We start from the raw sequence: 24,094 nt of genomic DNA, 5'->3' as shown, positions 1-24,094 counted from the left end.
GGGCGCCGCTGACCGGTGGACGGCGTTTCCCTTTTGGGATGCATGAAGGCCTGGAGCGAAAGCTCCGGGCCTTTCTGCTATTCTGTCCCTTCGGTTCGAGGGAGGAGGTCGACCCGGGTACTTCAGGGTCATGCCGCGTATGTTCACTGTCTTCATCATCGGAAACATCGCTTCCGGCAAATCATGCGCCTCACGGTATCTCGAGCGCAACGGCGCGTACCGCATCGATCTCGATGAGCTCGCCAAGAGCCTCTATCAACCCGGTTCCGCCCTCGTGCGAGACCTCTCCGAGGCGTTCGGCTGGGACATACTCGATGCTACCGGGGGGATCCGCCGCGACGTGCTCGCCGAGCGGGCGTTCTCCTCGGCCGAATCGACCGAGCTCCTCAACTCGATCGTGCATCCCGTCCTGCTCGAGCAGCTCTCCCTACGGCTTCTTCCCGCGAACTGCTGCTCCGTGCTCGTCCCCGAGCATCCGTGGACGGTCGTCGAGATCTCCGTCGCCGCCGCGTTCACCGACGCCTTCGGTCTCGCTGACGAGGTCGTCGCCATCACGGCCCCGCTCGATGTCAGGCGCGAGCGCGCCGTTCTGCGCGGTATGGCCCTAGAGGACTTCGATGCCCGGGCAGCGCTCCAGCCCGCTGAGGACGAGCTCTGCTCCCTCGCCACCACCGTCATCGACAATTCCGTCGGCGATGACGGCCTGTTCCGCGACCTCGACGCCTGGATGTCCGCCCATGGCCTGCTCGCGACCGGGGAGCGCGCCCATGGCTAAGCGCGTCCGCTTCCTTGCCTGGTACCGTTCGGTCCCCTTGACGATCGTCCTCGTTTTCGGGGCTGCGTGCTGGCTGTACGCGTATGCGCCGGCCCCGCTCGTGCAGATGATCTATCCGCTCCGCTATGAGGAGCAGATCCTCGATTCGGCGACGCGCCACGGGCTCGACCCCTATCTCGTCGCCGCGGTCATCGAGACGGAGTCCGGCTGGGATCCCAGCGCCCGTTCGGATCGCGGTGCCTGCGGCCTCATGCAGCTCATGCCCTCGACTGCAGAGGACATGGTCTCCAAGGGCTTGGTCGACGGGGAGGAATTCGACCCTTCGGACCTTGAGGACCCCCGTACGAACATTGAAATCGGCTGCGCGTATCTGGCATACTTGTCTGCCTATTTCAACGGTGCGACCGACCATGCCATCGCGGCGTACAATGCCGGCATGGGCAACGTCGACAGCTGGACGAGTTCGGGGGACCGTCTGAACGAGGCGATCCAGTTTCCCGAGACGCAGGCCTACCTCGCCCGGGTGACGACGGCGCATCAGCGGTACAAGGAGCTGTATCCCGACAGCTTCACCTGATCGATAGATTGGAGTGCCATGTCCGAATTCCAGGTCGAGCGCGTCGGCGGGGAGCTCAAGCGCTTCGGTAGGGCGGGGGAGCCCGCCCGGTTCAAGGTCGTGGCGCCCTACGAGCCCTCGGGCGATCAGCCCCAGGCCATCGACTCCCTCGTCGAGGGCGTGCGCAACGGCGACCGCTATCAGGTCCTGCTCGGCGTCACCGGATCGGGCAAGACCTTCACCATGGCGAAGACCATCGAGGCGCTCGGCAAGCCGACCCTCGTCATGGCCCCGAACAAGACGCTCGCAGCCCAGCTCGCCAGCGAGCTGAAGGAGTTCTTCCCCGACAACGCCGTCGTCTACTTCGTGTCGTACTACGACTACTACCAGCCCGAGGCGTACGTCCCCTCCAGCGACACCTACATCGAGAAGGACTCCTCGATCAACGAGGAGGTCGAGATGCTGCGCCATCAGGCGACCGCATCGCTGCTGTCCCGGCGCGATGTGATCGTGGTGGCCTCGGTGTCGTGCATCTACGGTATCGGCAGCCCGGAGGATTACGCCGGGCTCGCGCCCAACGTGGACAAGAAGGTCCCGCTCGAGCGGGATGACTTCATCCACGAGCTCATCGACATCCAGTACGACCGCAACGACTACGACCTCGCCCGCGGGACCTTCCGCGTGCGCGGCGATGTGGTCGACGTGTACCCGCCCTACGCCGAGCACCCGCTCCGTTTCGAGTTCTTCGGGGACGAGGTGGAGCTCATCGCGGAGATCGACGAGGTCACCGGCGAGCTCCTGCGCGAGTACGACGCCATCCCCGTGTGGCCCGCCTCGCATTACGTGACCGAGAAGCCCAAGGTCACGCACGCGCTGAAGACCATCGAGGAGGAGTGCGAGCAGCGCGTGGCGGAGCTCAAGGCGAACGACAAGCTGCTCGAGGCGCAGCGCCTGCAGCAGCGCACCGATTACGACCTCGAGATGCTCGAGACGATGGGCTTCTGCACGGGTATCGAGAACTACTCGAGGCACCTCGACGGGCGCAAGCCGGGCGAGCCGCCGTTCACCCTCATCGACTACTTCCCGAAGGACATGCTCTGCATCATCGACGAGAGCCACGTCACGGTGCCGCAGATCCGCGGCATGCACGAGGGCGACCGCTCGCGCAAGGTCACGCTCGTGGAGCACGGATTCCGCCTGCCCTCCGCCCTCGATAACCGCCCGCTGCGCTTCGACGAGTTCGAGGCGCGCATCCCGCAGTTCATCTACGTGAGCGCCACCCCGGGCGACTACGAGCTGCGCGTCTCCCAGAACGACGTCGAGCAGATCATCCGCCCGACGGGCCTGCTCGACCCCAAGATCGACGTGCGCCCCGTGCGCGGGCAGATCGACGACCTGCTCGACGAGATCCGCGCGCGCACCGCGCGCCGGGAGCGGGTGCTCGTGACGACGCTCACCAAGCGCATGGCCGAGGACCTGACCGACCATCTGCTCGACGCCGGCGTGAAGGTCAACTACATGCACTCCGACACGGCGACCATGGACCGCGTCGAGATCCTGCGCGACCTGCGGCAGGGCAAGATCGACGTGCTCGTGGGCATCAACCTGCTGCGCGAGGGCCTCGACCTCCCCGAGGTCTCGCTCGTGGCGATCCTCGATGCCGACAAGGAGGGCTTCCTGCGCAACCGGCGCTCGCTCATCCAGACGATCGGCCGCGCCGCGCGCAACGCGGACGGCGAGGTCATCATGTACGCGGATACCGTGACGGACTCGATGCGCGAGGCGATCGAGGAGACGAACCGCCGACGGACGATCCAGATGCGGTTCAACGAGGAGCACGGCATCGAGCCCAAGACCGTGCGCAAGGCGATCAACGACATCTCGAGCTTCATCGCCGAGGCGTCCGAGAACGTGGGCAAGCGCGACCGCAGCCGCGGGGACAGCCTGGGCCACGGGGAGTTCTTCACCCCCGCCGAGGGGGCGGACGACAGCGGGGTCACCCCGGGCGCCAAGCTCGCGGAGGAGCTGTCCGGCCTGCCCGCCGACGAGATCGCGCGCATCATCGCCACGATGGAGGAGGATATGCGCAGCGCGAGCGAGGCGATGGACTTCGAGGAGGCGGCGCGCCTGCGCGACGCCCTCGTCCACCTGAAGGCGGTCGTCGAGGGGAGCTCCGAGGAGGAGGTCATCGAGCGCCTCCGCCGCGATGCGCGCCGCGGGTCGGCCTTCGGCGGCGGGCGCAAGCGCCAGGGCGCGCGGATGAAGCGCTGAGGTCCGCTGCGGCGCCCCTCGCCGCCGTGCATGACGGCTTCCCCGGCCGTCCGAGCGATGCGGCGGCACCCGCCTCCCGGCTCGCCCGGGATGCCCCCGCAGGTCCCGTCGCGCCGTTTCGCCGCGTCCGGCCGTGCTCGGTGCGGGGCCTTGGTATATACTTCCTGCAGGGAACACACGGACCCGCCGGCGAGCCGCTCCCGGCCGCCGGCGGGTGCCGTCATGCAAGGAGGGGGATCATGAGGCACCAGACGGCGGAGATGCTCGACGAGGTCGCGAACGGGCTGCTGAACGCGAGATGGAGCCTCATCCTGACGGCGGCGTTCTGCTTCGGCATGGCGTTCTACAACTTCGTGACGCCCGCTTGGGGCGGGCTCGGCCTGTTCATGATCACCCCGCGCGACGGGCTCGCGGGCATCTGCTCCCTCGTGCCCTGGTGCGTCATCGCGCTCGGCGCGGCGAGGACGGTCGGCTCGTGCATCTCGCGCAGCGGATGGGTCCTCTCGTGGTGCGAGATCGCCCTCAGCCTCGTGATGCTCGCCTTCGGGCTGGGGGAGCTCCTGTTCCCCTCCGTGACGCGCGGCTACGCCGCGCTGTGGGCGGTCGTCGGCGTGTTCATGGCCTTCGAGCTCGTGCTTGTGGCGCTCGACATGGGCCGGCACGGCCTGGGCTACTGGTGGGCGGAGCTCGCCGTCGCGGCGGCGGTCTGGGCCGTCGCGTTCGCCGGCGCCCTCGGGTTCGCCGGTGCCGCCGGCGCGCAGGGCACGGCCTCGCTGATGCTGTTCGTCGCGGGATGGGGGTACGTGTACGGGGCGGTCGTCCTGCACGGCGCCGGTTCCGCCGAGCGGGGCGGTGCCGCGGTCGCCCGATAGCCGACCGGCATCGTATCAGATCGACCTAAGGGACGGGCCGTCCGCGTCGAGCGGGCGGCCCGTCTGCATGCGCTGCGGCCTCGTCGGTGCGGGGGAGGGGGCGGTCAGCGCAGGCTCGCGATGAGCGCCTCGGCGCAGCGGATGCCGTCGGTCGCCGCGCTCATGATGCCCCCGGCGTACCCCGCCCCCTCGCCGCAGGGGAACAGCCCCGGGGCGCCGACGGCGCAGCAGGAGCGGTCGCGGACGACGGTGACCGGGGAGCTCGACCGCGACTCGACGCCGGTGAGGACCGCCTCGGAGTCGTCGTACCCGCGCAGCCGCCTGCCGAGGGCGGGGATGCCGGCGCGCAGGGCGTCGGCCACATGCGGGGGCAGGGCCCGGTCGAGCTCGGTCCACGTGACGCCGAGGGGGTAGGTCGGTTCGACCCGCCCCGGCCCGCCGGACGGACGGTGCGCGAGGAAGTCCCCGACGAGCTGGGCGGGGGCCCGGTAGCCGCCCCCTCCCAGCTCGAAGGCGGCGCGCTCGCAGGCGCGCTGGAGGTCGACGCCCGCGAGCGGGTCGTCTCCGGGCAGGTCGGCGGGGGTCACGTTGACGAGCAGGGCGGCGTTGGCGTTCCTGCCGGCGCGCGCGTGCAGGCTCGCGCCGTTGACCACCACGCCGCCGATCTCCGAGGCCGCTGCGACGACCTCGCCTCCCGGGCACATGCAGAAGGTGAAGACGTTGCGCCCGCCGGGGAGATGGGCGACGAGCTTGTAGGGCGCCGCGCCGAGTGCGGGGTGCCCCGCCGCCGGGCCGTACTGCGCGCGGTCGATGTCCGCCTGCAGGTGCTCGATGCGCGCCCCCATGGCGAAGGTCTTGCGCTCGAGCGCGAAGGAGCGGCGGCGCAGCAGCTCGAAGACATCGCGTGCGGAGTGCCCGCAGGCGAGGATGACGCGCGCGGCGGGGATGCGCTCCTGCGATGCGGCGCCGCCGTCGCGCGCCTCGACGGTGATGGCGCGCGGCGACCCGTCCGGCGCGCGGTCGATGTCGACCAGGCGGCAGCGGAAGCGGATCTCGCCCCCGAGGTCGCGGATGCGCTCGACGATCCGGGTGACGACGGCGGGCAGGACGTCCGAGCCCACGTGGGGTTTCGCGTCCCACAGGATCTCGCGCCCTGCGCCCGCCTCGACCAGCGTCCGGAGGATCTGCCGGTGAGCCGGGTTGCGCGTGCCGGTGTTGAGCTTGCCGTCGGAGAAGGTCCCGGCGCCCCCGAGTCCGAACTGGATGTTGCTCTCCGGGTCGAGTGTGCGCTCGGTCTGGAAGCGCTCGACGGACCGGGTCCGCCGCCGCGCGTCGTCGCCGCGCTCGATGAGCAGGGGCTCGAGGCCCGCCTCGGCGAGCGCGAGCGCGGCGAACAGCCCCGCGCACCCCGCGCCCACCACCACCGGGCGCTCGAGGGGGCGCGCCGCCGCCGGGACCGCGGCGGGCCAAGCGGGCTCCGGCTCCTCCACGGCGCGCACCCTGTTGCGGTCCCGCTCGGGGACGCGGCCGAGCGCGTCCGACTCGAGCGCGGGGTCCGCGAGCGCGACCCGCGCGCTCAGGGTGAGGTGAACGTCGCGCTTCCTGCGCGCGTCGACGGACCTGCGGTGCAGGGCGATCGAGGCGATATCGGGATCGCGCACGCGCAGCAGGCGCCTCGCCTCGGCGCGGCAGGCGTCGAGGCAGGCCTCTTCCGAGACGCCGGCGTCGAGGGGGACGGCGATCTGCGATATCTCGATCATGAGCGGGCCTTTCAACGTGAAGGGTGGGTCGGTGCCCGACCGGCGGCGTCGCCGCGGGTCGGGGCGGGAGGGGCGGGGCCGCCTACGCGCCCGCCGCCTCGGCGCCCGCGCGCAGGCCGGAGAGCCATGCCCACGCGAGGTTGAAGCCCCCGCAGTCGGCATCCATGTCGAGCGCCTCTCCGCAGGCGAGAAGGCCGGGCGCGAGGTCCGCGCGGATGCCGAGGCGGGGCAGGTCCACGGCGTCGAAGGGGATGCCGCCGCGGCTCACCTGCGCCGAGCGCTCGTCCGCGGTGCCCCGGGCGAGGAAGGGGAGGTGCTTGCAGAGGTGGGCGAGGGCCGCGGGCGCGCACCCGTCGCCCGAGCGTTCCGCCGCGGCTGCGACATGCGCCCCGAGGGCGCCCGCGAGCAGGCCGGTGAACCAGGCCGCCCCCATGCGCTCCGGGCTCCCGACGACGTGCGAGCGCGCCTCGAAGAGCTCCGCCAGGGCGTGTTCGCCAAGGGCGGGGAACAGGTCGAGCTCCACGGTGTCGCCCGCGCGCACGCGGCGCGAGAGGTCGAAGGCGACGATCCCCGAGAGGCCGAACGGGCGGAAGAGCACCTCGCCGGGTTCGGACCAGATGGGACGGCCGCCGCGCACGAGCGCGAGCGAGCCCTCGACGCGCAGCCCGTCGAGCTGCTCCAAGGCGCCCGCGTCGAGCTCGGGGACGCAGGCGACGGGGCAGAGGACCGGCGTCTCGTCGATGTGGGGGAGGCCGAACAGGGAGGCCGTCGCGCTCGAGGACCCGCCGCAGGCGATGACGACCCGCCGTGCGCGCACCGCGCGCTCGCGCCTGGGGGCGCGGGCGAGCTCGCGGCGGCGATGGCGGAGCATGCCGCGGAAATCGAGCGCGCGCCTCCCGGGGCGCGGCAGCGGGCCGGCGGGCTCGGCGAGCACGAGGTCCCATGCCCCGGCAGGCGGATCGAACGCGGCGCGCCGCAGGTCCGCGCAGCACGCCAGGTCCGCCGCGGGGGCCGCGGACATGAGCAGGGCGTCGCGCACGGAGTCGGCGCGCCGGCTGTAGGGGTACAGGCGCCCGTCCTCCTCGCAGGTGAGCAGGCCGAGCGAGTCGAAGAAGGCGGAGAGCTCCTCCTCGGGGCGCTCTCCCATCACCGCGCGGGCGACCTCGGGGTGCCGGTAGCGCTCGGGGTCGAGGCGCGCGTTCGACAGGTTGCAGCGCCCGTTCCCCGTGGCGAGGATGGGCAGGCCCGCCTCGACGTCGCGCTCGATGACGAGCACGGACGCGCCGGACCGCGCCGCGGAGAGGGCGGCGGCGAGACCGGAGGCCCCGCCGCCGACGACCGCCACGTCGTAGGGGCGTTCGCGTCCCATGCGCCTATTCGGCGTCGGCCGCGGGGGCCTCGCCCGGGGCCTCGACCTCGTGCGCCTCGACGGCCCGGCAGGCGGCGAGGGCGAGCGGCAGGGTGCCCGAGGCGAGCTCGGTCTCCAGCGTGCCGGCATCGCAGGCGGCGGCGAGGGCGGGGTCGATGGGCAGGCGGTCGAGCACCTTCAGGCCGTAGCCGGCGGCGACCTCGTCGAGCTTGCTCTCACCGAAGATCTCGATGGCCCGCCCGCAATCGGGGCACTGGACGTAGCTCATGTTCTCGACGACGCCGAGGACGGGCACGCTCATCTTGTCTGCCATGTTGACGGCCTTGGCGACGATCATGCTCACCAGGTCCTGCGGGCTCGTGACCACGACGATGCCGTCGACCGGGAGGGACTGGAAGACCGTGAGGGCGACGTCGCCGGTGCCCGGGGGCATATCGACGAGCAGGTAGTCGAGCGGACCCCACGACGTGTCGCTCCAGAACTGCTTGATGGCGCCGGCGATGACCGGGCCGCGCCACAGGACCGGATCGGTCTCGTTCTGCAGCAGCAGGTTGGACGACATCACCTTGATGCCGCTCGCGGAGATCTCGGGCAGAAGCAGGTTGCCCAGGCCGTGGGCGTGGCGCCCGCCCATGCCGAACATGCGCGGGATGGAGGGGCCGGTGATGTCGGCGTCCAGGATGCCGACCTTCGCGCCGCCGCGCGCAAGCTCCACGGCGAGCGAGCCGGTGACGAGGGACTTGCCGACGCCGCCCTTGCCCGAGAGGACGGCGATGACGCGCTTGACCTCGGACAGGCTGTTCTCCTCGAATCTCATGGGCGCGGTCTGGCCGCCCGCTGCGGCGGCGTGCTCGCATGTAGCCATAGGTGTCCTTTCGACTGGGCCCGCCTGGCGGGCGGGCCGTTCGTTTCGCATCGGCCCTATTGTACCCGCGCTCCGGCCCGGCGCCATCGGCGCGGGCCGCCTGCGCCGGGGCGCGGTCCGAGGGGGGGGTGGGCCGGGGCCGCGGCGCGCGCCGTCGGTGCGCCCGGTCGGTCCGCCGGCGCGGTGGAGGCTGTCTGCGCTCCGGGCCCCGTTCCCGCCGCCGATGCCGGCGTGGTAAGGTTTCAGGGTGCTTTTTGTAAAGAATCGGTAAGGTGCGCCCTGCGCGCCCGCGATGGACGGTGCCCATGAGCGAAGCTGCGCCCGCGGCGTACGCCGCGATCCCCCTCATCTCCTGCATCCTGCTCGCCGTCCTCACGGCGTACGCGGCCGTCGCGGCACGGCGCGCCGGGCGGCGCGTCCGTCCCGGCCAGATCGCGTGGCCCGCGGTCTTCGCGGCGCTCCTCGCGGTGCCGGGGATCTGGTGCGCGCTGGGCTTGCTGGAGGCGGCCTGCGGCTGGGTCACGCTGCTCGCCTATTCCGCGGCCATGCTCGCCCTCGGCGCCGGCACCCTCGTGCGCCGCCGCCTGTTCGCCCTCCTCGACCGGATGGGGGCGCCCTCGGCTCACGCCGTCCGCGCCGCGCGCGACGTCGCCGCCCTGGCGCTCTCCTCGGTGCTGTCCGCCTACGCCCTCGAGCTCGCCTGGAACGACGCCTTCACCGAGCTGCGCCTCTACTATTTCGCGGTCTCCGTCGCGGTGGTCGCCGCCGTGACCGTCCTGCTGTACTTCCTCGGGCTGCGTACCGGCGTCCTCGCCTCCCTCGTCCCCGTCGCCTGCACCGCGCTCGGCATCGCCCAGCATTTCGTGCTCTCCTTCAAGGCGGCCGCCATCCTGCCGAGCGACCTGCTCGCGGTGGGGACCGCCGCGGCCGTGAGCGCGGGCTACACCTACGTCCTGACCGAGCGGATCGTCCTCTCCCTCTTCCTGTGCGGGCTCTCGCTGTTCCTCCTCTCGCTCATCTGGCCCGGGAGGCCCGCGGACGCGCGCCGTCGCGCCGCGGGGGCCCTCGCCGACCTCGCGCTCGCCGGGGCCGTCGCCGGCTGCCTGGCCGCCGCGTACGGGTCGGTGGGCATGGAGGAGGACCTCGGACTCGTCTACGACCGCTGGATGCCCGTCGCCACGTACCGGACGGGCGGGTTCATCCCGTCGTTCATCGCCGTGGCGCAGGACCTGCCCATCCCCGTGCCCGAGGGCTACTCGGACGACGGCGCTCGGGACGCCCTCGCGCGGCTCGCCGCCGCCTACGACGCGGGCGCGGGCGCGTCTCCGGAGCGGGCGGAGGCGGTCGCCCAGTTCGAGGAGCTGAAGCCCACGGTGATCGCCGTCATGGACGAGAGCTTCGCGGACCTTTCGGTCTTCGAGGCGCTCGCCGAGGCGGGCTACCCGGGCACGGTGCGCCTGAACTCGCTGCCCGATGCGCTCCAGCGGGGCGCCCTGCTCACCTCCGTGCACGGCGGGGGCACCGCCAACAGCGAGTTCGAGTTCCTGACCGGCGACTCGATCGCCTTCGTGGGGACCGGCAAGTACCCCTACCAGCTCTACGACCTGAGCGACGTGGACAGCCTGCCCCGCCAGCTCGCCGGGCTCGGGTACGCCACCCACGCCATCCACCCGCAGCTGGGGGGCAACTGGAACCGCGAGACCGTCTACCGCGAGATGGGCTTCGAGACTTTCTCGACCATCGAGGACTTCGAGGGCGAGCCCTTCTTCCACGCGGGGAACACGGACCGATCCACCTACGACAGGATCTCGGACCTCCTGTCCGAGGACGACGGCCCGCAGTTCATCTTCGACGTGACCATGCAGAACCACGGCGGCTACGACGCCGGCACGGTCCCCGAGGACCAGCTCTCATCCTGGGCGCCCGCGGGCGTCGCCGACGAGAACCTGCTCGCGCAGCTGAACGTGTACCTGACCTGCGCCGTGGCCTCGGACCGCGACCTGGCGTCGTTCATCGAGGACCTCCGCGCGCTCGACCGGCCCGTGGTGCTCGTGTTCTTCGGGGACCACCAGCCCAGCGTGTCGAGCGCCCTCAACGACGCGCTGTACCCGGGCGAGGACCCCCAGGCGCACCAATGGAGGATCTACCGGTCCTCCTATCTGGTGTGGGCGAACTACGACGTCGCGGGGAACCCGCAGGCGTCGGCGACCGAGGAGATCGGCGCGGCCGGGCTCGCGGCCCAGGTGCTGCATCTGATCGGCGCGCCGCTGACCGACTACCAGAAGGCGCTGGTCGCCAGCCGTGCGGAGATCCCCGCCCTGTCCGCCATGGGGTACCGCGGCGCGGACGGCGTCGCCTACGCGCTCGACGCCGAGGGGCCCTACCGCAGCCTCGTCGACGACCTGCGGGCCATCCAGTACCTGCGCTTCGCCCGCCGCGTCCGTTAGGGCGGCCCGCGCGCCGCGGTCCGGTCTTGGATATCCCGTGTCGGCGGGAAAAGCGAACACATGTCCGCCCGCGTTGGGGTAGACTGGGAGGCCGCATATCCCATGGCGACCGGAAGGGTTCCCATGTCCGATTCTTCCATCATCATCCGCGGCGCCCGCGAGCACAACCTCAAGGACGTCGATGTCGAGATCCCCCGCGACAAGCTGGTCGTCATCACCGGCCTCTCGGGCTCGGGCAAGTCGAGCCTCGCCTTCGACACGATCTACGCCGAGGGGCAGCGCCGCTACGTCGAGAGCCTGTCGAGCTACGCCCGCCAGTTCCTCGGCCAGATGGACAAGCCCGACCTCGACTCCATCGACGGGTTGTCGCCGGCGGTGTCCATCGACCAGAAGACGACCTCCAAGAACCCGCGCTCCACGGTGGGCACGGTGACCGAGATCTACGATTACCTGCGCCTGCTGTTCGCGCGCGTGGGAACGCCGCACTGCCCCGAATGCGGCCGCGAGATCGAGCGCCAGACCACCGACCAGGTGGCGGACAAGATCATGGAGGCCGGCCTCGGGCGGCGCGCCCTCGTGCTCGCGCCCGTGGTGAGCGACCGCAAGGGCGAGTTCGCCAAGCTGCTGGAGGACCTGCGCCGCGAGGGGTTCTCCCGCGTCCGCATCGACGGCGAGGTCCGCAGCCTCGACGACCCCATCGAGCTCGACAAGAAGTTCCGCCACACCATCGAGGTCGTGGTGGACCGCATCGTGATCCGCGAGGGGGGCGTGGGGCGCATCGCGGAGGCCGTCGAGCAGGCGACCAAGCTCGCGCACGGCAACGTCGCCGTCTACCTGCTGCCCGACCGCGGGGCCCCCGAGGGCACGCCCGGGGACCTGCTGACCTACTCGCTCGCGCTCGCCTGCCCCGAGCACGGGCACTCCATCGACGACCTGCAGCCGCGCGACTTCTCCTTCAACGCCCCCTACGGCGCCTGCCCGGAGTGCGACGGCCTGGGCTTCAAGAAGGTGGTCGACGCCGAGGCGCTCATCGAGGATCCGAACCTCTCCGTCGAGGAGGGCGTCTTCGGCAGCTTCTTCGGGAAATCGAACTACTACCCGCAGATCTTCCGCGCCCTGTGCCTCCATCTTAAGGTCGACCCCTCGACCCCGTGGAAGGACCTCCCCGCCCGCGCCCGCAAGGCCTTCCTCGACGGGCTGGGGGACAAGAAGATGCGCGTCGACTACCGCACGCAGGACGGGCGCGACACGCACTGGTTCACCAAGTACTCCGGCGTGAGGAACATCCTGTACGACCGCTACATGGAGACCACCAACGAGAACACGAAGGCGCGTCTGGAGCGCTATATCCGCGAGGAGCCCTGCCGGGCGTGCCACGGCGCGCGCCTGCGCCCGGAGATGCTCGCGGTCACGGTGGGGGGCAGGTCCATATACGACGTGTGCTGCATGAGCTGCCGCGAGTCCCTCGAGTTCTTCGAGGGGCTCGAGCTCTCCGAGCGCCAGCGGTTCATCGGCGGGCGCATCGTGAAGGAGATCATGGAGCGCCTGCGCTTCCTCGTGGACGTGGGTCTGGACTACCTCACGCTCGACCGCGCCTCCGCCACGCTCTCCGGCGGCGAGGCCCAGCGCATCCGTCTGGCGACCCAGATCGGTGCCGGCCTCATGGGCGTGCTCTACATCCTGGACGAGCCCTCCATCGGCCTGCACCAGCGCGACAACGAGCGGCTCATCGCCACGCTCGAGCGCCTGCGCGACCTCGGCAACACCGTGATCGTGGTCGAGCACGACGAGGATACCATCCGCGCGGCGGACTACGTGGTCGACATGGGCCCGGGGGCCGGCGAGCACGGCGGGGAGGTGGTGTGCGCCGGGTCCCCCGAGGACATCATGGCGTGCCCGGCCTCGCTGACCGGGGCCTACCTCACGGGCAAGCGCATGGTGCGCCTGCCGCGGGAGCGCCGGAACCCCGGGCGCGGGGCGCTCGTGGTGCGCGGAGCGCGCGCCAACAACCTCAAGAACGTGACGGCCAAGATCGAGTTCGGGACCTTCACCGTGGTGACGGGGGTCTCGGGGTCCGGCAAGAGCTCGCTGGTCACCGACACCATCGCCCCGGCGCTCACCAACGCCGTCCATCATTCCGCGCGGCCCGTCGGCCCGTACCGCGCGCTCGAGGGCGTGGAGCAGATCGACAAGGTCATCGACATCGACCAGTCGCCCATCGGGCGCACGCCGCGCTCCAACCCGGCCACCTACATCGGCCTGTGGGACGACCTGCGCGCGCTGTTCGCGAGCGTCCCGGAATCGAAGGCGCGCGGGTACAGCCCCGGGCGCTTCAGCTTCAACGTCCCGGGCGGCCGCTGCGAGGCCTGCAAGGGCGACGGCCAGATCAAGATCGAGATGCACTTCCTGCCCGACATCTACGTCCCGTGCGAGGTCTGCGGCGGCAAGCGCTACAACCGCGAGACGCTCGAGGTCCTCTACCGCGGCAAGTCCATCTCCGACGTGCTGGACATGAGCGTGACCGAGGCCCTCGCCTTCTTCGGCAACATCCCGCAGATCAAGCGCAAGCTGCAGACGCTCTACGACGTCGGCCTGGGCTACGTGCGGCTGGGCCAGCCGGCAACGACCCTGTCCGGCGGAGAGGCCCAGCGCGTCAAGCTCGCCAAGGAGCTGCACCGCAAGCAGACGGGCAAGACCTTCTACATCCTGGACGAGCCCACGACCGGCCTGCACTTCGAGGACGTGCGCCAGCTCGTCGACGTGCTCCAGCGCCTGGTGGACGCCGGCAACACGGTGCTCGTGATCGAGCACAACCTGGATGTCATCAAGGTGGCCGACCGCCTGATCGACCTCGGTCCCGAGGGCGGCTCCGGCGGCGGGCGCATCGTGGTGTCCGGCACGCCGGAGAAGGTCGCCGCCTGCTCGGAGAGCTATACGGGACGCTTCCTCGCGCCGATCCTCGCGCGCGACCGCGCCCGCCAGCAGGGGACACCGATTGCATAACCGCAGCTATCAAGCTCAACTTGAAGCTTAAAGGTGTATGGAGGGGCCGTGGACGGTTTGGGCGTCCACGGCCCGGCTGTTAGAATGTGCCTACATTGAGTCGCCTCCGCGAGGGGGCACTGCCGACACGAGCGGCCTTGCCATACGGGGCCGCACCGTTAGGAGATGTATCTATGGCGCACTTCAAACGCAGCCTCACCGCCATTCCCGTTTTCGGTCTGAGCTTCGCGCTGGTCGCGGGCTTGGGCCCCGTGCCCGCGCTCGCCGCCACCTCGGCCGAGCTCCAGCAGCAGCTCGACAGCGCGTCCGAGCAGCTCAACTCGCTGTACTCTGCCGCGGAGCAGGCGAGCAACGACCTCATCACCGTCAACAACGAGCTGGAGAGCACCAAGCAGCAGATCCAGGAGACCGAGGCGAAGATCGCCGAGGAGGAGCAGCAGCTCGCCGCCTACCAAAGCGAGCTGTCCGATCTCGTGAGCACGCAGTACAAGTCCGGCGGCAGCGCGAGCATCGTCTCGGTGCTGCTGAACTCCGGCAGCTTCACGAACCTCATCTCCAACCTCCACTACGCCGACAAGGCGGCGGAGCACAAGCAGGATGTCATCGCATCCACGCACGAGCTCATGACCTCGCTCGAGCAGAGCCGGGCTGACCTCGAGGAGCAGAAGGCCGAGCAGGAGAAGCTCGTCGCCGACCAGCAGGAGAAGGCCGACGCGGCCGCGGCCGCGGCATCCGATGCGCAGGCCTACTACGACCAGCTCTCCGATGAGCTCAAGGCCCAGATCGCCGCCGAGGAGGAGGCCGCGCGCCAGGCGGCCGCCGAGGAGGCGGCGCGCCGCGAGCAGGAGCAGGGCGGCAACGGAGGCAGCGCGGATACCGGCGGGGGCACCGGCGGCACCACCGACAACGGCGGCAGCTCCGGCGGCGGCAACACCGGCGGTGGCGGCGGCAACACGAGCGGTGGCGGCGGCAACACGAGCTCCGGCGGCGGCAACACGGGCGGCGGCGGGAGCACCGGCGGCGGCGGCTCGAGCAGCGGCCCGACCACGAGCGCGAGCAACATGGTGGCGCGCGCGCAGAGCATCATCGGTTCGGGGTACTCGTACTCCGGGTACTACTGGAGCGGCAGCACGAGCACGTCGTGGTTCACCTGCTCCGGCGTGGTGGACTACGCTCTCGGCCTGTCCTCCCATTCCAACAGCCCCGAGTCGCTCATGGCCAAGGTCAAGGCCCGCGGCACGTGGACCACGAGCGTGAGCGAGCTCAAGTACGGCGACCTCGTCTTCTTCACCACGAGCCGCTACTGCGGGCATGTGGGTATCTACATCGGGGGCGGCGAGATGATCGACTCGATCCCCGGCTCGGGCGTGGGCTACCGTACGCTCAGCTATATCGGCGGCTTCATCGGCGGCGGGTCCATCGTCTAGGAGCCGGCTGCCAAACCGAACGGACGCACGGCCCCGGGGCGCTCGGCCCCGGGGCCGTCCATATGTTACAGGGAGGGGGTCGCGGTGGCTCGCAAGGAGAGGATGCAGAAGACCAACGCGATGCGCGAGCTGGAGCGCGCGGGCATCGGCTTCGAGGTCATCACCTACGAGGTGGACGAGGACGACCTGTCGGGCGTGCACGTGTCCGAGCAGCTGGGCGAGGATCCCGAGCAGGGGTTCAAGACCCTCGTGACGGTCGCGCCGAACGGGGACCATGTGGTGTGCTGCATCCCGGTCGCCGCCGAGCTCGACCTCAAGGCGGCGGCTCGGGCGGCGGGGGAGAAGTCCCTGTCCATGATGCACGTCCGCGACCTGCTTGACGCCACGGGCTACATCCGCGGCGGCTGCTCGCCGGTCGGCATGAAGAGGCGGTTCCCCACCATCATCGATGAGGGTTGCATGCGCTACGGCCAGATCTTCATCTCCGGGGGCAGGCGCGGCATACAATTGAAGCTCGCCCCCGGCGACCTCGTCGCGCACACCGGTGCCGCGGTCGCCGCGATCTGCAGGAAAGGGTAGGGAGGACGCATGGCGGAGGATTTCGAGCACGAGGACGGGGGCCGTCCGCGCGGCGCGCACTTCAGGGGTGCCGATCCGGGCGCCGGGACCCGTGCGCCCCGGCCCGCCGCGCCGCGCCGCGACCGTCCGGCCTCCCCGGACGAGACCACGGCCTTCCTCATCTCCGCAGGGGTCGACCCGTCGCGCCTGACGTCGGCGGCGGCTCCCGCGGAGGAGGGGTTCCGCGCACCGGCCGTCGCCTCGCCCGAGGAGACCGCCGCCTTCATGATCGCCTCCCAGTACGATTCCCCGGCGTCCGCGGGGTTCAACGCCCCGCGCCCCGACGAGTCGGCGCAGTTCGCGCTCGTGGGGGAGGATGAGCCCGACGCCTGGGACGACGAGCTGTTCCCGGCCGCGCCCGTGGATACCGAGGGCGCGGGCGCGCCTGCGCCCGATGGCGGCGACGCGGACGGGGTCGAGGAGGACGACGCGTCCGATGCCGACGTCGGCCGCTCCGCCGCGCTCATGAGCGGTCTGGTGATCGTCAGCCGCATCACGGGCTTCTTCCGCACCTGGGCGCAGGCCTTCGGCATGGGCACCACGCTCGTGTCGAGCGCCTTCACCGTCGCCAACAACATGCCCAACGCCCTGTACGAGCTCGTGATGGGCGGCATGCTCGTCACGGCCTTCCTGCCGGTGTACGTCTCCGCCAAGAAGAACCTCGGCCGCCAGGGGGCGAGCGACTACGCCTCGAACCTGCTGTCGCTCGTGACGGTGCTCATGGGCGCGCTCGCGGTCGTCTCGTTCATCTTCGCCGGGCAGATCATCTGGACGCAGGCGTTCAACGCGTCCTCGGAGTTCGACTTCGACCTCGCCACGTACTTCTTCCGCTTCTTCGCGATCGAGATCGTGCTCTACGCGCTGTCCTCGGTCATATCGAGCGTCCTCAACGCGGAGCGCGACTACTTCTGGTCGACCGCGGCGCCCATCGCCAACAACATCGTCATCACGGCGGCGTTCCTCATCTACGGCGTGCTCGCGGAGACGAACCCCACCGCCGGCATCCTGGTGCTCGCCATCTCCAACCCGCTCGGCGTGCTGGTCCAGGTGCTCATGCAGGTCCCGGCGCTGGCGCGCCACGGCGTCCGCCTGCGGTTGCGCTTCGACATCCATGACCCGCTCATCCGCGAGACGCTCACCATCGGCGTCCCCACCCTCGTCGTGACGGTCGTCTCCTTCGCCACCACCTCGGTGCAGAGCTCCTGCGCCCTCTCGGTCAACCCGAGCGGCTCGTCGATCACCTACTACGCGCGCATCTGGTACATCCTGCCGTACTCGGTGTTCGCCATCCCGATCACCACCGCCATGTTCACGGAGCTGTCGTCCTTCGTCGCGAGCGGCCGCATCAAGCGGTTCGTGCAAGGGCTCGCGCACGGCTCGGGGCAGATCCTGTTCCTGCTCATCCCCTTCGCGCTCTACCTCATGGTGTTCTCCCCGTGCCTGGCCAACATGCTCAAGAGCGCGCGCATGTCCGCCGAGGACGTGGAGATCCTGTCCACCTACATCATCTGGCTGTCCATCTCGCTGCCGGGGTACGGCCTGTCCACCTACCTGCAGAAGGCCTGCTCCAGCCTGCGCAAGATGAAGCTGTTCGCCGTGGCCGAGTGCATCGCCGGCGCGGTGCAGATCGCCATGTGCCTGGCGCTCACCCCGGTCTACGGCTTCTACATCGTCGGCTTCAGCTCCACCTTCTTCTTCGTCGCCATCAACCTCGCCACGCTCGCGTTCCTCCGCCATGAGCTGGGGCACATCGGCTTCAAGTCGATGATCGTGGCGAGCCTCCGCGCGCTCGCGCTCGGCGCGGCGGGCGCTGCGGTCGGGCTGGTCATCCTGGTCGGGCTGCAGGCCGCGTTCGGCCCGGTCTCCGAGGGCGGCATCGTGCGGGCGGTCGCCTACGCGCTGGCCGGCGGCATCCCCGCGGTCGCCATCACCTTCGGCGGCGGCATCGCGCTGCGGCTGCCCGAGGTCTCGTTCATCAGCTCCATGCTCGGGCGCTTCATCCCCGGGCTGCGCAGCAGGGCCGCGTGAGGCGCGCCCGGAAAGGATCGCACATGGAACGCTTGCCGGAGGAGGAGCGCATCGCGCGGGTCATGGCCGACCGCACCGACACCGACCCGTCCGACTGGTATCTCGTGCTCAAGGCGCGCCACGGTATGCTTTTGGCCTTCGAGTCCGTCCGTCGCGCGCTGGGGGAGGGCGCCGTCGTGACGCAGCTGCTCACCTGCTGCACGGCCGTCGATCCCATCGTCGCCGCGGGCATGGAGCCGCGGTACGGGGAGCTCTCGGCGCGCAGCGCCTCGCTCGACCCCGACGCGCTCCCGCTGTCCGGCGACGTGCGCGCGGTCGTGGTCCAGCATACCTACGGGATCGTCGACGCCTCCTCGGTGGCCCTCGCCGCGCGCGCCCACGAAGCGGGCGCCCTCGTGGTGGAGGACTGCGCGCACTGCGCGACCCGCATGGCACGCGACGCCGCCGGGGCCCCCGTGGCCGACGTGTCGGTGCATTCCTTCGGCATGGGCAAGATGCTCGGCACCCTGCTCGGCGGGGCGATATGGGTGAACCCCGCGAGCGCGCACCGCGGGGCGATCGACGACCTGCGCGCCCGGTTGGAGGCCCTGCCCGTCTCGGGGAGGCGCATCGACCTGCTCGAAGGGGCCTTCATCCCCCAGAACCGGGTGTTCAACCACGTCCCCGCCTCCGTCGCCCGCGGGCTGCGGCACGGCCTGGCGCGCGTCGGGCTGTTCGAGCCGCCGGTGAGCGTGGACGAGCTGCGCGGCAAGGTCTCCCGCGAGCCCATGCGCCCGAGCGCCCATCTGTGCTCCAAGGTGCTCGCCGCGTTCGACCGGCTGCGCGATACCGAGCGCATGCGCGCCGAGGCCGCGGAGGTCCTGCGCCGCGAGCTCGCGGGCACGTGCGTCGAGACCTTCGCCGCGGCCATGGAGGGGCCGGTCCAGCCCCTCCTGCGCTTCCCGGTCCTCGCGCCCGATACCGCCGCCGCCGACCGCCTCATCCGCGAGGTGTGCGCGGCGGGCTACTACACCACCGCCTGGTACCGGCCCGAGCTGTTCCCCGGGGTGCTCGACCCCGGCGCGTACCGGGTGCCCACCGATCGGTCCGGCCTTTCGACCTCCGATGACATCACGGCGCGCGTCGCGCCGCTTCCCACCGACCATACGCCGACCGAGATGGCCGAGATCGCGCGGATCGCGCGGGCGGTCTGCTCGGGCGAGCGCTGAGAACAGGAGCGACCATGAACCCCGACCCCACCCTGACCGCCGACGACCTGCGCGAGCGCCTGGTCCCCGTCGCCCTCGGCGGCGAGATCCTCTCGTATTCCTTCGCGCGCTGCTTCCATGAGACCTACGGCGTCAAGACCATCGTGGTCTCCGCCATCGACGTGCGCGTGACCTCGTCGAGCCGCCTGGTGGACTACCGCGTCGTGCCCGCCATGCATCAGGGCGACGAGGCGGTCGTGGCCTATCTGCGGACCCTGGGCGAGGAGCTCGCGGCGGCGGGGAAGATCCCGCTCGTCTTCGGCAACGCCGACTGGCACGCGCGCATCCTGTCGGCGTACAAGGAGGAGCTCTCCCGCTGGTTCGTGGTGCCCTACAACGACTTCCCCCTGCTCGACGAGATCACGCAGAAGGAGCGGTTCTACCGCATCTGCGAGGAGCTCGGCATCGCGTACCCCAAGACCTGGGTGTTCGACTGCGCCGACCCCGACGCCGCGATCGATGCGGACGCCTTCACCTACCCGCTGATCGCGAAGCCCTCGAACTCCGGTCGCTACGACCTCATGAGCTTCCCGGGCAAGGAGAAGGTCTACGAGGTCGCCGGTCCCGAGCAGCTCGTCCGCATCTTCGACATGCTCCGCGAGGCCGGTTACGACCGCGAGCTCGTGGTGCAGGACTTCATCCCCGGCCCCGACGAGGCCATTCGCTCGCTCACGACGTTCTCCGACGCCGCGGGGCGCGTGCGCGCGGTCGCGGGCGGCAGGGTGATCCTGCAGGACCATTCGCCGGCGCGCATCGGCAACCCCATGTGCATCATGCCCGAGCGCGTGGAGCAGATCATCGACGACGCGACGCGCTTCTGCGCCCACGTGGGCTACCGCGGGTTCGCGAACTTCGACATCAAGTACGACGAGCGCGACGGGCGCTATAAGTTCTTCGAGGTCAACACGAGGGCGGGCCGCAACACGTACTACATGGCCCTGGGCGGGGTGAACATCGCGAAGCTGTTCGTGGACGAGTACGTGCTCGGTTGCGAGATCCCCTACCAGGAGGGGTACGGCGACCGGCTCTACACCTGCGTGCCCGCGCGCGTCGTGAGGAACCATGTGGCGGACCCGCAGGTGCGGGCCGAGACCCTCGCGTACTACCGCGACGGGCGCATCGGGTACCCGTACGACTGCCCGGGCGACACGCTGGCCCATAAGCTGTGGGCGAAGATCACCTGGATGCACCAGGTGGACAAGTTCAAGCGGTATATGGATGTGGTCGCGTAAGGGAGCCCGTGGGGTCGGACGGGCCCGGGGAGAAGCGCGCGATGAGGCCGGTCGGCGCCTGAGATGCGGCGCCGGCCGGCCTCATCGCTACTTGTGCGCGATGAGGCGGCGCGCGGCGGAGTACACGGCGTAGTGCGCACGGCGCACCGGCTTCTCCCAGGTGCCCAGGTAGTGGCGCGCCTCGCCGCCGAAGGACTGCTTGAACTTGGTGAAGCCGGCCCAGGGGTGGTCGGGGCCCGAGCCCTCGGGGGCCATGCCGTGGAAGTCGACCCAGCTGCGGCCCTCCGCCTCGGCGTCGAGCACGATCTGGACCTGCATGCCGACGTTGGCCCCGGTGCGGGAGTAGGCCTTGTCGGATCCGTTGTGGATCAGGTAGCAGCAGTCGTAGTCCAAGAAGACGAAGTTCGCCGCCACGACGACCTCCTTGTCGGTGGGGTTGCCCTCCGCGTCGCGCTCGTGCGTGACGGCGAGGTAGAGCCTGCCGTGCCCCCCGGGGAACAGCGAGGCGGCCTCCTCCTTGAGGTAGTCGGTGTCGCGCAGCGTCACCCCGTTGCGGTCCTCGACCTGATGCATGAGGTCGGTGAGCAGCGGGATGTCCTCAGGGTCGGTGGAGGTGCGGATCTCCACGTCGTGGTCCGCCAGCTTGCGGTAGCGCTTGCGGTTGGACTTGTCCATCCCCTTGAGCAGGGCGTCGCGCCCGCAGGTGAGGTTGAGCCTCCAGGTGTCCTCGGGCAGCATGTGCGCCGCGCGGCGATACCCCAGGCGCTGCAGGAGCTCCGATGCGCCGCGCTCCGCCTCGGCGTCGGGGCCCATGGGCTCGACGCGCACGAAGACCGAGCCCTCCCGGCGCGCGAGGTCCTCGAGCGAAGCCAGCGAGGACTCGAGGGCGTCGAGGCTCTCGAAGCTCGGGCCGTACGGGGTGTACAGGCGCTTGGTGCGGGCCGGTCCGAAGACCTGGACCTCCTCGACGGCGAGGTAGCTCCAGCCGTCCCCCTCGCGCATGACGACCTTGTTGCCCTGGCTGCGCTGGAACGCTGCCCAGGCCTCGGACTGCATGAAGTGCTTCACGACGCTCCTTTATCTCGACTGCACCCTCACGGCGCGCGCATGTGCGCGTTTCGCGCGTGGGCATGGTATCACATGGCGCGAGCTGCCCGGACCCCTCGCGCGCGATGAGCGGAAATGCTGCACGTGTGTGTGCATACGGTGCCGGTCGCCGGCGGGCCGGGCCGCGGCGGCGCCCCCGGTTCCCGCCGCGGCCCGGGCGAGGTTTGGGGATTTCGCGTACGGTACTTGTGCGCCGGGGCGCGGGTGGGTACAATGCTGCACGCAGCGATTCCTCGATAGCTCAATGGTAGAGCCCGCGGCTGTTAACCGCGTTGTTGTAGGTTCGAGTCCTACTCGAGGAGCCAGAACTTGACGCCTCGCCGGCTTCGCGCCGGCGGGGTTTATTTTTCGAGAGGGCAGGTGATCGGCGCCCATGGGGACCCGCAGCGAATCGACGCCCTCCGCGCCGGCGCAGCCCGGCCCGGCACCCGAGCCGCTCTCCGCGGACGGGCTGCCCGCGCGGAGCCTCCCGGTCGCCCCGCTCGACGCCCGCGCAGCGGCGCGCCACGTCGCCTCGGAGGGCGCGGACCACACCCCGAGCCTCGTGGACCAGGTCGCCCGCGTTCCCACGGACCCCGGCTGCTACCTGTGGAAGGATGCCGCCGGCGAGGTCATCTACGTGGGCAAGGCCAAGAACCTGCGCGCCCGCATGAAGCAGTACGTGCAGCTCACGGACGACCGCGAGAAGATCCCGCTCATGATGCAGCTCGTGGCGAGCTTCGACTACATCGTGGTGGACAGCGAGCACGAGGCGCTCGTGCTCGAGCGCAACCTCATCGGGCAGTACCACCCCTATTTCAACGTCGACTACAAGGACGACAAGAGCTACCCCTATATCGCCGTCACGCACGGGGACCTGTTCCCGGCGATCAAGTACACCCGCGAGAAGCATCGCCCCGGCACGCGCTACTTCGGCCCGTACACAGATGCCCGCGCCGCGCGCGAGACCATCGACACCCTGCGCAAGGTCTGCCCCATCTGCTCGGCCACCTGCGCGGAGTGGAAGCGCGTGCGCCGGCTGCTCGCCAAGAGCCCCGACGACGCGGACCTCGTCTCGTTCATCTGCGCGCAGAAGGGGCGCCCCTGCTTCGACTACCACGTGGGCCGCGGCCCCGGCGTGTGCGCGGGCATGGTGTCCCCGGAGGAGTACGCGAGAAGCGTGCGCCGCGTGGAGCGGTTCCTGGCGGGCCAGCGCCGCGAGCTGGTGGGCGAGCTCAAGCAGGAGATGGCCGACGCCGCCGCGGACCTCGACTTCGAGCGCGCCGGCCGCATCAAGCGCCGCCTCGAGGTCATCGACGGGCTCGACGACCGGCAGCAGGTCGTGTTCCCCACGAGCGTCGACATCGACCTGATCGGCTTCTACCGGGAGGAGACCATCGCGGGCGCCTGCGTGTTCGCGGTGCGCGAGGGGCGCACGGTGCGCAGCTGCGAGTTCATCCTCGACAAGGGGCTCGACGTCGACACCGAGGAGCTGGTGTCGGGGTTCGTCAAGCGCTACTACGACGAGACCGCCGACATCCCCGCCGAGGTGGACGTCGCGGTCGACCTCGAGGACGCCGAGCTGATCGGCGAGTGGCTCACGGGCAAGCGCGGCAGGAGGTGCGCCCTGCATCGGCCGCAGCGCGGCGAGAAGCGCCATCTGCTGGAGACCTGCGAGCGCAACGCCCGCCATGCGCTCATGCGCTACATGATGCGCACCGGGTACGCCGACGACCGGACCAACCAGGCGCTGCTGCAGCTGGAGAGCGCCCTGGCGCTCGACGCCCCGCCGATGCGCATCGAGTGCTTCGACATCTCGACCATCCACGGGCGCTTCACGGTGGCCTCGATGGTGGTGTTCACCAACGGCAGGCCCGACAAGAGCCAGTACCGGCGCTTCAAGATCCGCGCGGAGCTCACCGAGGCCAACGACTTCGTCTCCATGTCCGAGGTGCTCGGGCGCCGCTACTCCCCGGAGCGCATGGCCGACGAGCGCTTCGGCAGCCGCCCCGACCTGCTGGTGGTCGACGGAGGCAAGCCGCAGCTCACGGCGGCCCTGAACCAGCTCGCCGAGCTGGGGCTCGACATCCCGGTCTGCGGCCTCGCGAAGTCGGACGAGGAGATCTTCGTGCCGTGGGACGACACGCCGGTGGTGCTGCCCTCCGGGTCGGCGTCGCTCTACCTCATCAAGCAGGTGCGCGACGAGTCCCATCGCTTCGCCATCACCTTCCACCGCGAGCTGCGCGACCGGGCCATGACCGTGTCCGTGCTCGACGAGGTGCCCGGCGTGGGCCCGACGCGCAAGCGCGCGATCATGCGCCGCTTCGGCTCCATGAAGCGGCTGCGGGCGGCGAGCGCCGAGGATATCGCCGCCGTGAAGGGGGTTCCCGCGGACGTCGCGCAGACGGTCTTCGACACCCTGCGCGCCTGGGAGGCGGAGCGCGCCCCACGCGACGCGGCGCGCGACGGGGAGACGGGGGAGTAGGCCCGGCCGTCGGTCCCGGGGGCCGGGCGCGGCGCGGGCGCGTCCGCCGGGCG

16 protein-coding genes and 1 tRNA gene are annotated in these 24,094 nt (G+C 70.6%); 13 read left to right on the top strand and 4 right to left on the bottom strand.

Features of this window, described 5'->3' with window-relative positions:
• Positions 1–139: 139 nt before the first annotated feature.
• The 4 genes from coaE to PHA29_RS07710 all read left to right on the top strand — a co-directional run bounded on the left by coaE (position 140) and on the right by PHA29_RS07710 (position 4,474).
• Positions 140–775, top strand: a complete 636-nt coding sequence (gene coaE / locus PHA29_RS07725; protein ID WP_270849025.1) for a dephospho-CoA kinase — start codon at positions 140–142, stop codon at positions 773–775.
• On the top strand, positions 768–1,352 hold the full coding sequence (locus PHA29_RS07720; RefSeq protein ID WP_270849023.1) for a lytic transglycosylase domain-containing protein: 585 nt from the start codon (positions 768–770) through the stop codon (positions 1,350–1,352). The genes coaE and PHA29_RS07720 overlap by 8 nt, the downstream gene beginning before the upstream one ends.
• Positions 1,353–1,370: 18 nt before the next feature.
• Positions 1,371–3,602 carry an excinuclease ABC subunit UvrB gene (uvrB, locus tag PHA29_RS07715; protein ID WP_270849021.1) on the top strand — a complete coding sequence of 744 codons (2,232 nt, stop codon included), beginning with the start codon at positions 1,371–1,373 and terminating at the stop codon, positions 3,600–3,602.
• Between the two features lie 239 nt (positions 3,603–3,841).
• Positions 3,842–4,474, top strand: coding sequence for a hypothetical protein (locus PHA29_RS07710; protein ID WP_270849019.1), 633 nt, complete (start codon positions 3,842–3,844; stop codon positions 4,472–4,474).
• Between the two features lie 104 nt (positions 4,475–4,578).
• Here the strand turns inward: PHA29_RS07710 and PHA29_RS07705 are convergent, their stop codons facing one another.
• From PHA29_RS07705 to PHA29_RS07695, 3 genes are all read right to left on the bottom strand, one after another.
• Positions 4,579–6,234, bottom strand: a complete 1,656-nt coding sequence (locus PHA29_RS07705) for an NAD(P)/FAD-dependent oxidoreductase (RefSeq protein ID WP_270849018.1) — start codon at positions 6,232–6,234, stop codon at positions 4,579–4,581.
• Between the two features lie 82 nt (positions 6,235–6,316).
• A complete protein-coding gene (locus PHA29_RS07700; RefSeq protein ID WP_270849017.1) occupies positions 6,317–7,603 on the bottom strand; it encodes an FAD-dependent oxidoreductase in 1,287 nt (428 codons plus the stop codon).
• A 4-nt stretch (positions 7,604–7,607) separates the two neighbouring features.
• Entirely contained in the window at positions 7,608–8,468 is an 861-nt protein-coding gene (locus PHA29_RS07695) for an Mrp/NBP35 family ATP-binding protein (RefSeq protein ID WP_270405092.1), read from the bottom strand.
• 305 nt (positions 8,469–8,773) lie between these two features.
• On the opposite strand from PHA29_RS07695, the gene PHA29_RS07690 reads away from it, so the two are divergent.
• From PHA29_RS07690 to PHA29_RS07660, 7 genes are all read left to right on the top strand, one after another.
• Positions 8,774–10,915: an LTA synthase family protein gene (locus PHA29_RS07690; RefSeq protein ID WP_270849015.1), complete on the top strand. Its 2,142-nt coding sequence runs from the start codon at positions 8,774–8,776 to the stop codon at positions 10,913–10,915.
• 123 nt (positions 10,916–11,038) lie between these two features.
• On the top strand, positions 11,039–13,918 hold the full coding sequence (gene uvrA, locus PHA29_RS07685; RefSeq protein WP_270849014.1) for an excinuclease ABC subunit UvrA: 2,880 nt from the start codon (positions 11,039–11,041) through the stop codon (positions 13,916–13,918).
• Between the two features lie 173 nt (positions 13,919–14,091).
• Positions 14,092–15,345 carry an NlpC/P60 family protein gene (locus tag PHA29_RS07680; protein WP_270849012.1) on the top strand — a complete coding sequence of 418 codons (1,254 nt, stop codon included), beginning with the start codon at positions 14,092–14,094 and terminating at the stop codon, positions 15,343–15,345.
• A 102-nt stretch (positions 15,346–15,447) separates the two neighbouring features.
• Positions 15,448–15,924, top strand: coding sequence for a Cys-tRNA(Pro) deacylase (gene ybaK / locus PHA29_RS07675; protein ID WP_408612039.1), 477 nt, complete (start codon positions 15,448–15,450; stop codon positions 15,922–15,924).
• Between the two features lie 9 nt (positions 15,925–15,933).
• A complete protein-coding gene (locus PHA29_RS07670; RefSeq protein ID WP_270849010.1) occupies positions 15,934–17,991 on the top strand; it encodes a murein biosynthesis integral membrane protein MurJ in 2,058 nt (685 codons plus the stop codon).
• A gap of 23 nt (positions 17,992–18,014) precedes the next feature.
• Positions 18,015–19,199: a DegT/DnrJ/EryC1/StrS family aminotransferase gene (locus PHA29_RS07665; RefSeq protein ID WP_270849009.1), complete on the top strand. Its 1,185-nt coding sequence runs from the start codon at positions 18,015–18,017 to the stop codon at positions 19,197–19,199.
• Between the two features lie 14 nt (positions 19,200–19,213).
• On the top strand, positions 19,214–20,470 hold the full coding sequence (locus PHA29_RS07660; protein ID WP_270849007.1) for a carboxylate--amine ligase: 1,257 nt from the start codon (positions 19,214–19,216) through the stop codon (positions 20,468–20,470).
• 87 nt (positions 20,471–20,557) lie between these two features.
• Here PHA29_RS07660 and PHA29_RS07655 read toward each other — a convergent pair whose 3' ends face one another.
• Complete coding sequence (locus PHA29_RS07655) at positions 20,558–21,538, bottom strand: lipid II:glycine glycyltransferase FemX (RefSeq protein ID WP_270405100.1); 981 nt, start codon at positions 21,536–21,538, stop codon at positions 20,558–20,560.
• A 269-nt stretch (positions 21,539–21,807) separates the two neighbouring features.
• On the opposite strand from PHA29_RS07655, the gene PHA29_RS07650 reads away from it, so the two are divergent.
• Positions 21,808–21,882, top strand: a tRNA-Asn gene (locus PHA29_RS07650).
• Between the two features lie 68 nt (positions 21,883–21,950).
• Entirely contained in the window at positions 21,951–24,041 is a 2,091-nt protein-coding gene (uvrC, locus tag PHA29_RS07645; RefSeq protein WP_270849003.1) for an excinuclease ABC subunit UvrC, read from the top strand.
• Positions 24,042–24,094 lie beyond the last annotated feature (53 nt).

It is taken from the genome of Candidatus Collinsella stercoripullorum, from assembly GCF_027669965.1.
GTDB classification, from domain to species: domain Bacteria; phylum Actinomycetota; class Coriobacteriia; order Coriobacteriales; family Coriobacteriaceae; genus Collinsella; species Collinsella stercoripullorum.
This window is presented reverse-complemented; position numbering and strand designations above follow the sequence as displayed.

What these genes read in the sequence shown, in the direction of transcription:
- coaE (WP_270849025.1), top strand. Translation starts at nt 140, where the DNA reads ATGTTCACTGTCTTCATCATCGGAAACATCGCTTCCGGCAAATCATGC.
- PHA29_RS07720 (WP_270849023.1), top strand. Translation starts at nt 768, where the DNA reads ATGGCTAAGCGCGTCCGCTTCCTTGCCTGGTACCGTTCGGTCCCCTTG.
- uvrB (WP_270849021.1), top strand. Translation starts at nt 1,371, where the DNA reads ATGTCCGAATTCCAGGTCGAGCGCGTCGGCGGGGAGCTCAAGCGCTTC.
- PHA29_RS07710 (WP_270849019.1), top strand. Translation starts at nt 3,842, where the DNA reads ATGAGGCACCAGACGGCGGAGATGCTCGACGAGGTCGCGAACGGGCTG.
- PHA29_RS07705 (WP_270849018.1), bottom strand. Translation starts at nt 6,234, where the DNA reads ATGATCGAGATATCGCAGATCGCCGTCCCCCTCGACGCCGGCGTCTCG.
- PHA29_RS07700 (WP_270849017.1), bottom strand. Translation starts at nt 7,603, where the DNA reads ATGGGACGCGAACGCCCCTACGACGTGGCGGTCGTCGGCGGCGGGGCC.
- PHA29_RS07695 (WP_270405092.1), bottom strand. Translation starts at nt 8,468, where the DNA reads ATGGCTACATGCGAGCACGCCGCCGCAGCGGGCGGCCAGACCGCGCCC.
- PHA29_RS07690 (WP_270849015.1), top strand. Translation starts at nt 8,774, where the DNA reads ATGAGCGAAGCTGCGCCCGCGGCGTACGCCGCGATCCCCCTCATCTCC.
- uvrA (WP_270849014.1), top strand. Translation starts at nt 11,039, where the DNA reads ATGTCCGATTCTTCCATCATCATCCGCGGCGCCCGCGAGCACAACCTC.
- PHA29_RS07680 (WP_270849012.1), top strand. Translation starts at nt 14,092, where the DNA reads ATGGCGCACTTCAAACGCAGCCTCACCGCCATTCCCGTTTTCGGTCTG.
- ybaK (WP_408612039.1), top strand. Translation starts at nt 15,448, where the DNA reads ATGCAGAAGACCAACGCGATGCGCGAGCTGGAGCGCGCGGGCATCGGC.
- PHA29_RS07670 (WP_270849010.1), top strand. Translation starts at nt 15,934, where the DNA reads ATGGCGGAGGATTTCGAGCACGAGGACGGGGGCCGTCCGCGCGGCGCG.
- PHA29_RS07665 (WP_270849009.1), top strand. Translation starts at nt 18,015, where the DNA reads ATGGAACGCTTGCCGGAGGAGGAGCGCATCGCGCGGGTCATGGCCGAC.
- PHA29_RS07660 (WP_270849007.1), top strand. Translation starts at nt 19,214, where the DNA reads ATGAACCCCGACCCCACCCTGACCGCCGACGACCTGCGCGAGCGCCTG.
- uvrC (WP_270849003.1), top strand. Translation starts at nt 21,951, where the DNA reads ATGGGGACCCGCAGCGAATCGACGCCCTCCGCGCCGGCGCAGCCCGGC.